The sequence below is a fragment of the Arenibacter sp. ARW7G5Y1 genome, from assembly GCF_003201775.1.
Lineage (GTDB): Bacteria > Bacteroidota > Bacteroidia > Flavobacteriales > Flavobacteriaceae > Arenibacter.
This window is the reverse complement of sequence record NZ_QJJZ01000011.1, coordinates 133815-145749: the sequence shown is the minus strand read 5'-3', so window position 1 is coordinate 145749 and position 11935 is coordinate 133815. Positions and strand designations below refer to the sequence as shown.

General features: G+C 35.9%; 10 protein-coding genes and 1 pseudogene. 8 read left to right on the top strand and 3 right to left on the bottom strand.

Translation table 11 applies throughout. From position 1 onward, the window contains the following. Nucleotides 1–565: 565 nt before the first annotated feature. Both C7972_RS16080 and C7972_RS16075 read right to left on the bottom strand, forming a co-directional pair. Nucleotides 566–2560: a YjhG/YagF family D-xylonate dehydratase gene (locus C7972_RS16080; RefSeq protein WP_110357193.1), complete on the bottom strand. Its 1995-nt coding sequence runs from the start codon at nt 2558–2560 to the stop codon at nt 566–568. A gap of 447 nt (nt 2561–3007) precedes the next feature. Further along, complete coding sequence (locus C7972_RS16075) at nt 3008–3565, bottom strand: hypothetical protein (protein ID WP_110357192.1); 558 nt, start codon at nt 3563–3565, stop codon at nt 3008–3010. A 570-nt stretch (nt 3566–4135) separates the two neighbouring features. Here C7972_RS16075 and C7972_RS16070 point away from each other — a divergent pair. The 3 genes from C7972_RS16070 to C7972_RS16060 all read left to right on the top strand — a co-directional run bounded on the left by C7972_RS16070 (nt 4136) and on the right by C7972_RS16060 (nt 6012). Next, on the top strand, nt 4136–5347 hold the full coding sequence (locus C7972_RS16070) for a site-specific integrase (RefSeq protein ID WP_110357191.1): 1212 nt from the start codon (nt 4136–4138) through the stop codon (nt 5345–5347). Between the two features lie 129 nt (nt 5348–5476). Beyond that, the gene (locus C7972_RS16065; protein WP_103441822.1) at nt 5477–5746 is read left to right on the top strand and encodes a helix-turn-helix domain-containing protein; all 270 of its coding nucleotides are present in this window, start codon (nt 5477–5479) and stop codon (nt 5744–5746) included. Between the two features lie 2 nt (nt 5747–5748). Further along, on the top strand, nt 5749–6012 hold the full coding sequence (locus C7972_RS16060) for a hypothetical protein (protein ID WP_103441823.1): 264 nt from the start codon (nt 5749–5751) through the stop codon (nt 6010–6012). 118 nt (nt 6013–6130) lie between these two features. On the opposite strand, the pseudogene C7972_RS16055 reads toward C7972_RS16060, so the two are convergent. Then, nucleotides 6131–6385: pseudogene (locus C7972_RS16055) on the bottom strand (transposase); the annotation flags it as partial. A gap of 408 nt (nt 6386–6793) precedes the next feature. Between C7972_RS16055 and C7972_RS16050 the strand changes: the two are divergent. The 5 genes from C7972_RS16050 to C7972_RS16030 are packed head-to-tail and all read left to right on the top strand — an operon-like array spanning nt 6794 to nt 11634. Then, complete coding sequence (locus C7972_RS16050) at nt 6794–7363, top strand: hypothetical protein (RefSeq protein WP_110357190.1); 570 nt, start codon at nt 6794–6796, stop codon at nt 7361–7363. Between the two features lie 19 nt (nt 7364–7382). Continuing rightward, entirely contained in the window at nt 7383–8540 is a 1158-nt protein-coding gene (locus tag C7972_RS16045; protein ID WP_110357189.1) for a S1C family serine protease, read from the top strand. Nucleotides 8541–8550: 10 nt separating this feature from the next. Then, on the top strand, nt 8551–8772 hold the full coding sequence (locus C7972_RS16040; RefSeq protein WP_117018610.1) for a hypothetical protein: 222 nt from the start codon (nt 8551–8553) through the stop codon (nt 8770–8772). Nucleotides 8773–8818: 46 nt separating this feature from the next. Next, nucleotides 8819–10213, top strand: coding sequence for a DUF4062 domain-containing protein (locus C7972_RS16035; RefSeq protein ID WP_110357187.1), 1395 nt, complete (start codon nt 8819–8821; stop codon nt 10211–10213). Further along, the gene (locus tag C7972_RS16030) at nt 10210–11634 is read left to right on the top strand and encodes a hypothetical protein (RefSeq protein ID WP_110357186.1); all 1425 of its coding nucleotides are present in this window, start codon (nt 10210–10212) and stop codon (nt 11632–11634) included. Before C7972_RS16035 ends, C7972_RS16030 begins: the two co-directional genes overlap by 4 nt. Nucleotides 11635–11935 lie beyond the last annotated feature (301 nt).

Sequence of the window (11935 nt, the reverse complement as noted above, 5' to 3'; positions counted from 1 at the left end):
CTAAATGGTATACATGTCCAAATACTTTTAGGTGTTGTACCTCTTGTCGGTCAGGGTTCCATATTATCCAACCCCAATAGAATTCCATGGCCGATGGGGCGTGGGTAATGTGTACGTTTTAGTTCTCGTTTTCATGAAGAGCTAATGTGCTGCAACGTAGTCCGCTTGTACGCATTAGCCACGTGGACTTGAAGTGAAGACTGGTTTGGTAAGGTCAATTAAGTGAAAACCGCACAAGAAAATAATATCAAGTCTCAATTATTTTTTACCTACACGGCTAGTATTTTAAAAACTATTATCCTCAAAAGGGCTGAAGGCCTGTTTTGGGTGATTTATATAATGTAGTTAGAACGAGGGTTGAACTCGTGACCTCTAAGTTATGGATTCCTAAATGGAATTTTGAAACCCTCTATGTACATGTCTTTCCAGCTTATTTGGAAATAAAACATTTCCAAATAATATTACAACCCTTTTTATCTTTTATAACAAAACGAGTTACCATATGTCGCCATCCCTACAGGATAGGGGCAGATATGCGTCCATACGTATTGTGTTGTACTTTTTCTTATTTCAAAACATCCATTCCTGCTTTCACAATCTTCAAAATCCGATCGGCATCCTGTACGCATCCTTCCCATATACCGCTCTGCGTTGCTGCCCAAATTTTAATATCATCGGGCAATTCTGGATGTGGCCGAAGTTCTGGATGTGGTGATCTGCTTGAAAACAATTGTGCTATGTCGGCTTCACTTAGTTCGGCATCGGGATCGCTGTGCGAGGCTATTAGGTTTATACTACCACTTAGATTATCACAATCAATTTTGATCTCAATGACATCTCCATCTTGAACCTTACTGATAGGTCCTCCTACCAGAGCCTCTGGACCAACATGTCCTATACATGCACCTGTGGAAACGCCAGAAAAACGTCCGTCGGTAATCAGGGCTATCTCTTTTCCAAAGGATAATTGTTTCAGAGCACCTGTGATTTGGAAGGTTTCTTCCATTCCTGTGCCACTTGGCCCTGTCCCAATCAATATTACAATATGACCTGGCTTTACCTCTCCATGATTAATTGCCTTAATGGCGTTTGCTTCAGAGACAAATACTTTAGCAACTCCTTTTTTGTAGTATATGCCGTTGCCATCGATCATCTCAGGAGCAATTGCACCGCTTTTGATCAGCGCTCCTTCTGGTGCCAAGTTTCCGGAGGGGAAAGTCAAGGTGCTTTTCATCTTGGCCTTCTTCGCCGCTTCAGGGGATAGTATCACTTTATCAGGATGTGCATCGGGATTAAATGATTGGAGGTTAAATCGTACTTGTTGACGCCTATCTCTTTTATTCTCTGCTTCCCAAGAGAACATTTTGCCGCCCTGTTCCCAGACATCCAAATTCTCGCCCAAGGTTTTTCCTGTAACGGTGAGGCAGTCTTCTTTGAGTAGCCCTAATTTTCGCAAATGTATCATTACCTCTGGTACTCCTCCGGCAGCATAAACGTGTGCTGTGGAGTACTTCCCTGCTGGGAGCACATTGACCAATCGTGGCGTTTTTCGGTTAATATCCTCCCATTCTTCTCGAGTAGGCATCTGTAGTCCCGCTGCATGGGCTATAGCAGGGATATGCAGTAAGAGGTTAGTAGATCCGCCAAAAGCTGCATGTACTACCATAGCATTGTAAACGGCATCTTGAGTAAGGATCTGACTGGTATTTATATTGTTTTTTGCCAGATTTACCAGAGCAATTGCTGAATCTTTGGCAAGGGCATACCAAATCTTACCACCAGAGGGGGCCAGTGCCGAATGTGGCAATGCCATTCCCAATGCTTCTGCTACGACTTGGGAGGTGGCTGCTGTTCCCAAAAAATGACAACCTCCCCCTGGTGTCCCACAAGAAGCACATCCATGGGATTGTGCCTCTTGCAATGATATTTCTTTGTGGGAAACAAGCGATGGTAAAGACTGTACCGAACCCAAGTCTTTGATTCCTTTGGCGATCAATGTTACCCCACCGGGCATAATAATCGTTGGAAGATTGGATTCATTGGCCAATGCCATCATCATCGCAGGTAGGCCTTTGTCACAAGTAGCGATGCCCATTACGCCTTTGCGATTGGGCAAAGAGCGTCTTAAATCTCCTAAAACTGTGGCGGCATGATTGCGATAGGCCAATGAATTCATCATACCTGTAGTGCCTTGGGTACGTCCGTCACAAGGATCTGATACCGATACATAATAGGGTTTGGTAAACAGGTTTTTGAAAGTACTTGCAGCAACCTTTGCGGCATCTCCCAATTCGAAATGTCCTGAGTGCATGCCCAGTGCCAGTGTCTCTTCACCGTTCTTTAATCCTCCAGCAGTACTCATTATAAGGAATTCTGATTGATTTACATCTTCAGGGTTCCACTTCATCCCGGCATCCTGTATTTTACCAAAGATGTCACCACTCGGCTTGTCTTCATAGTCTTCCCGTGATATAGGTAGTAGCCCTTTTCTTGGGGTAACTTCCAATGGGAAATAAAAGGGACTGTTCTCTTGGAAGTGCTCTTTATCGTTATTGTTCATATTTCTTTAAAATCACGATACTAAGGTATCAAGTTAATCTATCTGTTACAAAGGAAAACATTTTTCTAAAGGATACGTCTTTATCATTTTAAACTGCTTCACATTTACCTACACTAAAAATGGGGAATGGCTTAAGCAACAGGGGGAAAAGAAGCAAAGGAGGAGGGCAAACATCTGTCAAGAATTATTTAATGTGCCGAATGCACCACAACGACCCGGTTAAGGCAAGTGGGGTAGTGGACAAGCACTGACCTTTCCGTTTAAGCCCTTAGCCAAAGCTTTTTGTTTTGTAATTATTCTTCAATTCCCAAATTAGCACAGCGTTATTACGAATTCCTTTCCAAAAAATAGAAATCACAAAAATTTTGCGGTCACATAAAAATACGCAAACGATTCGATTCAAAACCTTTGCCCGCATTACTTCATAGGTTATGATGTGCACAGTAATTAAAATAGATTGAAGGTTAGAAAATATTTGTATCTGCCTTGCTTTAGCATAATCCAAGCAACCAATTTGTCAGTTTCTGGATCAAATAGCAATGTTCCTAATGGCTCTTCAGGTTCTTTCTTTTGATAATAAGCAAAAACATTGGAATCCTGAGTGTACATTTTTTTGCCACTAATGCTCTCCATTGCCACGTCCTTATCAAATGGCTCATAAATCTTGTGGTTTTTATAAAATCGAACTGGTTTGGCATCCAAATTTTTTAATCCGATGCTATCCACCGTTTTACGGAAATAGTAGAATAATCCATCAAAAGCCTTTAACCGTTCCTTCTTATGTATTTCTGATGTGTCTTTTAGTACGTAGTTTAATTCAACGTATTTGTCAAATAGGATTTTCTTAGATAGTTCAGTACTATCCTTTCCGTTTACATATTTTGCTAATTCAGTCAGTATCTGATACTGCTTTTTTTCTTTTTCAGTCCACTTGTCAAATACTTTGTTTTGTCCATAAACACTTAACGCTGTAGCAATCAGAATAACAGTTGATATTAATTTCATACGATTCGTCATTATTGTGCACAAGGTTTTCTGTATAAGATGTCATAGCCATTCCCTTCGATGGCTATGCATTTTTGTTAGCTTCCCCTAATTGGAACTGCTTAGTTTTCTAAAACTTCATTAAAGTTATTGTTTTTAAAAGATACTATATCCAAGAATAATGGAAAGAGAATTATATTTAGAATTCCAGTTTGGATAGGTGTTAAATATTTCTCTATTTAAACCATATCTTATTTCTGGAATAGTTCAATTTCATCCTAAAAACGTTTGCGTTTTCGTTTACGGTAGACAAAAGTACGGAAATAGAAGGCATAAAAAAACGGATTGGCAGTAACCAATCCGTTGATTTTTATAAACTTAAGTTTTGTAGCGAGAACGAGAGTTGAACTCGTGACCTCCGGGTTATGAACTTTGACAAACCTGTATTGATATGGTTCTATATGGCTTATAATCAGTAGTTTATTGATGAGTTGTGAAATTATGAAATGTTGTAAAACCAAGTAAAAACATCAAATGTTGTACCTATGTTGTACCTAGATTTTGTATCTTGAAGTATCGAACTTCAAAATAATGGCAACAATACAGGCAGTTTTAAGGAGGAAACCAAACAAAGCGGGATTATTCCCTATCGCGATTCGTGTAACCATAGATAGAAAATCATCATTCTTGTTTACTGGACAATATATTGACGAGAAATTCTGGGATAGTAAATTCGACAGAGTAAGAAAATCACATCCGAACTCAAGCCGTTTAAATAAGTTGGTTGCAAAGAAACTATCAGAAGCAAATGACAGACTTATTGATAGTGATGGGGAAGGTAACGACCAATCTGCCAAGAAGATAAAAAATAAAATACTTGGTAAGTCCAAGGTAGATTTTTTTCTAGCCAGTGAATTATTTCTTGGGAACATACTAAGACGTAAAAAATTCGATCAACATTACAATCAAGAAAAGAGATTGAATATATTCAAAGATTTTTTGGGGCGCAAGGAGTTGCCGTTTATCGATTTGGATGTTAGTTTGTTAAGGCGGTTTGAAGCCTATCTACTTTATGAGCGAAAGGTAGCTCCAAGAACAGCTATTAATTATCTTATGCTAATTAGAACAGTTTATAATTTGGCACGAAAGGAATATCATGTGGACGATAGCAACTATCCATTTGGAAAAGGAAAAATTCAGATAAAATTCCCTGAAAGTGAGAAAATCGGATTGAATAAGGAAGAGATCATATTGCTTGAAACAGCAAGAGACTTGACAGTGGCTCAACAAAATACAGTTAATACGTGGCTAACAAGTTTTTATTTTGCGGGTATAAGGGTCGGTGATATTTTGAAATTGAAATGCTCGGATTTTAAAGATGATAGGCTTTATTATCGGATGGGGAAAAACCAAAAAATAGTTTCCCTAGCAGTGCCTGAGAAGGCAAAAAGATTACTATACCTGTATACGTCGGTTCAACAGCATAAAAATGATTTAGTTTTTCCTTATTTAAAAGGTACTAATTTAAATGACCAAAAGCAAGTGGTAACTCGGGTAAAGACGATAACTAGAAACTTAAATAGGCGATTGGAAATGGTAGCCGAAAAACTTGGTATTGAAAAGAAACTCAGTATGCACATTGCACGGCACAGCTTCGGTAATATTTCAGGCAATAAAATTCCAATTCAAATGCTTCAGAAATTATATCGGCATTCTTCTATTACAACCACCGTCAATTATCAGTCAAATTTCATGCACAAAGAAACGGATGATGCTTTAGAGAAGGTTCTAAACTTTGATTGAGATATTACCGTTTGACCATTCGATTGAAACTTAAACCTAATTAATTGGTAAAGAATGGACATAAGTCGTATATTATAGGATTAAAAATCACGAAGATGACCATACATTTAACTTTTAATATTTAATCCGATGCAGGTGGTATGTCTACAAGAAGAAGCTTTTTATGCTTTATTTGATAAGGTGGTAGAGCATTTAGAATCTAAACGCAGAGATAAGCCGGCTAAATGGATTGATGGTGAAGAAGCAATGTTATTGCTAAATATAAAATCTACAACCACTTTGCAGAAATTAAGGGATGAAGGAAAGATTAGATTTTCTCAACCGCAAAGGAAAATAATTCTCTATGATCGGGATTCAATTAACGAATATATTGAAAGGTATGCTCGTGAAACTTTTTAATTATGGAAGAAAATCTAAAAGTTGATAAGGATTACATAGAAGCATTCAATCTTGGCTATGAACTGGCTAAAGAATTGAAGTTAAGGACTCCAATGTTTAAAAACATTGAATCGGGTAATAGTCGCATGCAAGCTATGCAAACAGGAATGGAAGAATATAGTAAGGAAATTACGATAAATAAAAATCTTTCTTTAGATGGTAGCAAAATTATTCCCAAGAAACATAAAAATGGAGATAAAGAAAATGGGAATGAACTATCCATTTAAGTGGTATTGTAAAATGTTAGTCCATTAAAAGACACTATCCTGTTAACTGTGTAAGTTGAACAAACTAAGGTTTGACTTTTATTTAAAGTCTGACCTTTTTTTCATATATCCTAAGGAACTAATTTAAAATAATGCCCCAATTCCTGATGGGCAATGACCATTTCTTGGTCGCCTCCCTTGTTGCCAAATATACGGATTTCATTACCGTATCATCGGTAGGGAATTAAAGTTTGTTCTTGGTGTACTTTCTGATTTTTCCATTGAGGTTCTCTATAAGATTGGTGGTATTGATAATCTTACGGATCTCCAAGGGAAACTCGAAGAATACGGTGAGTTCCTGCCAGTTGTCCCTCCAACTTTTTATTGCGTAGGAATTCAATAATCCATTAATTAGGACATCATGCCAGTGAACGAAAACAAGATTTAAAAGTTTAAATAAAGGATAATTTCTCTCTTCATTAAAATAAAGGTTAATCTCCTTTCTTATGCTTGTGAGGTTTTAGTGATGGCGTATTTTTAGGAGTCTCTTTATTATCTCGTTGACGCCTGTCTGGTTTTCCTGTTGAATCCGCAATTCTTTTTGGTCCAGGTTTAATTCCCATAATCTTCTATTTTATTAAATTTATATTCTGTAAGTTCACTAATTATTACCAAATATCACTCTAGAATGTCGCAAAATTTATTAACAATTAAGGGGTTTATGAAATAACTCCCGACCCACACTTATTTGTTTAATTTTAGAAAGAATATTTAGGAATAGATAAGTTCAATAAAAGGATCAATGAAAAACACCTTTCTCATACTATTTCTTTTGTATTTCTTAACGGGATGCAAAGAACAGAAATTAAGTCATAAAGAAACTGTCAGTAGATATTACAATGCTTTTGATTCAGGTGATTACAATGAAATAAAAGCTACAATAAATGATAGTGTTACAATGATTTCTGGAGATTACGTGATACCTTATAACCATGACAGTTTTTATGATTTTTTTAAATGGGATTCCATATTTAAACCATCCTATAAAATCGTTGAATTAGACGAAAAGAACAATGATATTATCGTGACTATTGCCCAAGATAATGTTCGCAATGAGTTTTTAAAGAACAATCCTTTGGTTTTTAAGGTCAAAGTATCTTTTACTTTAGAGAAAATTTCAAAGCTTGAGGAATTAGAATACATTGATGTAAATTGGGAAGTTTGGAACCAAGAGAAAGACTCGCTAGTTAGTTGGATAAAGAATAATCATCATGATTTAGATGGATTCGTAGAAGATATGACAATGAAAGGTTCTAAAGATTATTTGAAGGCTATTGAACTATACGCTTCAAACAAATATAATTTACAATAAAGTTCAAATAAAGGATTTCATGAAATACCCATATCAGTTTTTAATATTGTTTTTATTTTTTGGTTTTTTTTGTTATTCTCAATACCGCATCAATGATGATGAATTAAGAGACTATTTCAGCGCTATTTTGTATTTATCTGACGAAGCTACAGAGACTATACAAATTAACGGGGAACAATATGAGGTCTTATATCGCAAACCATGGACCGAAAAAATCATTGAAAAAAAGGTTCCTTCGTTAGGGACAGGTTTTTTTCTAATCAGAGGTATCGATATTTATTTGGTTACCGCAGAACATGTTGCCAGGTTCTTAAAAGGTACAAGTAAAATTAAATATTTAGGTACTGATGGACAAAAAAAGGAAATCACAATTCAGGCACTAACAACAGTTAAGTATGATTTAAAAAAATTGAATTGGGTTAGACACCCTACCGCTGACATAGCTATTTTACATTTAGGAATATATGATAATGTAGTTAAAGATATAGCTATGTTTAATCACGAATATTTAGAAGAGTTTATTAAAGCACCAAATCGTTTTAATGACCTAACTATTATGGGTTATCCTTTAGGTTTAGGCGTTACTCCCTTATCAATCAGTCCAATTACTCGCAATACTCGTAGTGCAAGTGATATTGTATATTTTGATCGATTTGATAACAGTGTTCTTAATCCATTCATTATCACCGACGATCCAAGTATTGGGGGTTTTAGTGGTGGTCCCGTATTAGAAATTCATAAAACTGAAAAACCAATGAATATTCAAGGCGAGAAGGTAGGAATTGCTCCAAAAGTGATAGGTTTAGTTCACGGAAATTTGGCCTCAAATACCCCGGGGAATTTCGCCGCCATAGTACCTGCATTTCAGATAGTTGAAACATTAGAATTGGCTCCAAAATTTAGTGGAAAATATACTTTTTATTATCCAAATGGCGGATTATGGTCAGAACGTATTTATAAGGATGGACTTCCTTGGACCGTATTATCGAATTATAATTCGAAAGGAAAAACTCAAGATAAAGGTACATTACATGAGGGTGAAGGATATCTTTATGCTTGGAATGAAAAGGGAACATTTGCAGAAGTAATTAGTTGTAGTAAAGGAAAATGCTCAGGAGGTTCTTATATGTATCGGAACGTTGATTTTTCAAAACAATTAAAACCTAAGTCTAATTAAACGATAAAAAATGATGAAGTTCATTGCCAGATTTAAAGCCGAATATCCGGGAATCGATGCCATCCAACATTCTTGCTTTACATGGCAACAAGATGGAGAAATTCCTGATAAAACAATAAGTACAAACCAAATTGCTCATACAACGGCTATTCATTTTTTCAGAATGTATGATGAAAATGTTGACCCAGATAAAATAATTGTACTTATAGACAAAATTGAGAAGTTCAAATAAACGAAAATTGGAATGATAATAATAAAAGTCAGACTGAATTAAAAACATGTTTATCACGCAGCCAAAAATATTTATTAGCAGTACCATTGCGGATTTGCCCAATGAGCGTTCCGCTGCCTTAAAAGCTGTTGAAAAAGTTGGTGGGTTTCCCTTAATGTCGGAATTTACAATGGAAGCTCAAAGCGCGGATTCGCTAACAGCATGTTTAAATAAAGTAAAAGAATCAGATATATATATTCTTATTTTAGGTGGTAGATATGGTTGGCAACCAGAAGAAAAGGAATCGATTACTGAGTTGGAATATCAAACCGCCCTTGCCGAGAAAAAGCCAATATTGGTCTTTAATACTACATACGCTAAAGAGCAATTACAAAAGAACTTTGAAGCAAAAGTAGAATCAGCATATTTTAGAAAAACCGTTCGGGATGCCTTTGAATTACAGGTTGAGATTGAAAAGTCATTGAAAAGAGAGATTGAAGAAAAGCAAAATGAATTTTTCAACAATACCGAACCAGTTTATTCTAATCTAGTAAAAATCAGCTTCCCCAAGCATGTATATAGAGCGGAATTGAAAATTGATAAGAATGCCATAAAGGCTGAAATGGAGGAGCGAGGCCTTAAGCTAAAATATCGTCCTGGACTTTTTGATTACGTTATTTCCGCATTAAGACTAAAAGATATAAGATTTCCTCATGATTGGATACTATGGGGGGATTCAATTCTTACTTTTCATGACCTAAAAGACCCTTCCTTGCCATTAACAGAAATAATTGATTTAGGTACAGCGGAAAGATTCACATGCGAAGAGATTTATAATAATTCAAAAGATGATTTATCAACCTTTAAATTTCTTCTTAAAAAATGTTTGGAATCCAAACTTCACAAGTTAAAAATCAAATGGATCAGGGAAGAGGGACTTTTCGCTTTTATACCGACCCAAAAAGACGATTTGGAAAGATGGATTGATCGATCTGCAGAATGGGTAAAAGGATCAAAGAAGGCAACCAGAAAAGTTGTAGATATTAAAATGAATCTTAAAAATAAAGAAGAGATTTTCAATATGCGATGTAATGCATTTAGAACGCGATTTGAACTTTTTGATAAAGAATGGTTTCTTTCGATTAAACCTGAATGGGTATTTCTATGGCCAGATTTAAAGGTATCTGCTTTGGGCTTTAAGAATATTCAATGGCTAAAGAAAACCGAAAGAAATATGCATGTGTTCAATCATTTCAATTTTATATTGAGGTACCTACAACCATCGATAACAGAACCATTGTTTGATGAATATAGGGATTACCCTTATCTAAAGATTGGACGGATAGAAAAGTTCGATTTTGCCCCAATAGTACCTGACATGACTTGGGTTAAATTGGAATCAGCAGCAAGCGAAAAGAAACTAAAGGATAACTTGGGCAACGTAGATTTATTTGATATATGAAGGCTGACTATCTAAATGAGCCATACCTGTATTTTGGAGAAGGCAAAAGTATATGCCCAAGAGAAGGCATTGCAGGTCTTAAAGTTTACGATACCGTACAAGCTGCTAGAAAGGACCAATTACTTATCGGAATTGTGGGAATAGAGGAAGATGTAGAAAATTTAAAGGAGTGGTTAAAGCGATTTGAAAGTTTTATTCCAGCAAGTCCAAAAGGGAAGCAACCTGGGTTATTCAAATCATTTCCGGGCTTTAATCAAGATCAAGGGTTTTGTGCAAAATTTATTTATGACACAAATGTTGAAAGAATATTGTCACCCAACGAAATAACCAAAGTTCTTGATGCTGATTATCATGAAGACCAAGTGCTTAATGCGGTCGACTTAGTTTCTGAACATGTAAAATTCTTGTCCGATATAAAAAACTGCGATGTTATAATTTGTATTGTTCCGAAGGCGTTTGAAGGAAAAATTGTAAATGAAAATAAGGATGACCAACCAGTAGAGGAAAATGCCGAAGACGAAGAAGGTGTTGAGATGGAATTGAATTTCAGAAGGGCTTTAAAAGCAAGAACAATGCAGTATAATACTCCAATTCAATTAATTAGGGAATATGTATTGCATGATGACAACAAGTCTCAAGATGCAGCTACCAAAGCATGGAATTTTTGTACAGCTCTTTATTACAAGGGTTTGCAAACCATCCCTTGGAAATTGGAAGTGGATGAAAACCGACCTAACGTATGTTTTGTTGGTATAGGTTTTTATCGCAGTAGAGACCGTGAGACAGTCCAAACAAGTCTTGCGCAGATTTTCAATGAAAACGGTAAAGGAGTAATTTTAAGAGGAACACCAGTAATTGAAGACAAAGAAGATAGGAAACCCCATTTAACCTTTGAACAATCTTATTCCCTTTTAAAGGATGCTTTGTCAAAATATAAATTTGCTACGGGTACAATTCCAGCCCGTTTAGTACTTCATAAAACATCCAAATACTATGAAGACGAAGTAGATGGCTTTGAAAAAACAATGAATGAAATGGGAATTACTGAGTTCGATATCGTAACCGTGATGGAAACTGACCTGAGATTTTTCAGGAACAACTTATATCCTCCGGTCAGAGGATCTTTGTTTACACTTACTGAGGAAAGATATGTTCTTTACACAAGGGGTTCGGTTCATCAATATCAAACCTACCCAGGCATGTATATACCTGCTCCGTTGGAAATAAGAATAGTAAAACGAGCTTCATCTGCAAAAACTGTTTGCAGGGAGATTCTTGGTCTTACAAAAATGAACTGGAATAATACTCAATTCGATAATAAGTATCCAATAACTATCGCATGTGCTAGAAAAGTTGGAGAAATAATGAAGTATTTGGGAGAAAATGAAATTCCGAAAGAATCTTATGCCTTCTATATGTGATTAAATAATTGAAAAGTTCAAAAAAAGGATAAAAAGATGCCAAAAAAACGATCAGAACATGTCAATTATGATTACAAAATGGAAATAGGGCCATTGCAACTTCAATTGATGTTTGGCTCAACTTGGAAAGAGGACATTGATATTGCCATAAATTCAATTTTCTGTGACTGTGGTACCTATCACAAGAATTTGATAAATATAAAAGTTATATAAATAATCTTAATGTTATAATTCTAAAGGGATGATGCAGTTCGTGTATAACCATTGCTGCACGCTATATCGAAACAGGGGAACGAAAGGG

Bases quoted from the DNA above. Each gene is read 5' to 3' on its own strand.
- C7972_RS16080 (WP_110357193.1), bottom strand. From the start codon at position 2,560: ATGAACAATAACGATAAAGAGCACTTCCAAGAGAACAGTCCCTTTTAT.
- C7972_RS16075 (WP_110357192.1), bottom strand. From the start codon at position 3,565: ATGAAATTAATATCAACTGTTATTCTGATTGCTACAGCGTTAAGTGTT.
- C7972_RS16070 (WP_110357191.1), top strand. From the start codon at position 4,136: ATGGCAACAATACAGGCAGTTTTAAGGAGGAAACCAAACAAAGCGGGA.
- C7972_RS16065 (WP_103441822.1), top strand. From the start codon at position 5,477: ATGCAGGTGGTATGTCTACAAGAAGAAGCTTTTTATGCTTTATTTGAT.
- C7972_RS16060 (WP_103441823.1), top strand. From the start codon at position 5,749: ATGGAAGAAAATCTAAAAGTTGATAAGGATTACATAGAAGCATTCAAT.
- C7972_RS16050 (WP_110357190.1), top strand. From the start codon at position 6,794: ATGAAAAACACCTTTCTCATACTATTTCTTTTGTATTTCTTAACGGGA.
- C7972_RS16045 (WP_110357189.1), top strand. From the start codon at position 7,383: ATGAAATACCCATATCAGTTTTTAATATTGTTTTTATTTTTTGGTTTT.
- C7972_RS16040 (WP_117018610.1), top strand. From the start codon at position 8,551: ATGATGAAGTTCATTGCCAGATTTAAAGCCGAATATCCGGGAATCGAT.
- C7972_RS16035 (WP_110357187.1), top strand. From the start codon at position 8,819: ATGTTTATCACGCAGCCAAAAATATTTATTAGCAGTACCATTGCGGAT.
- C7972_RS16030 (WP_110357186.1), top strand. From the start codon at position 10,210: ATGAAGGCTGACTATCTAAATGAGCCATACCTGTATTTTGGAGAAGGC.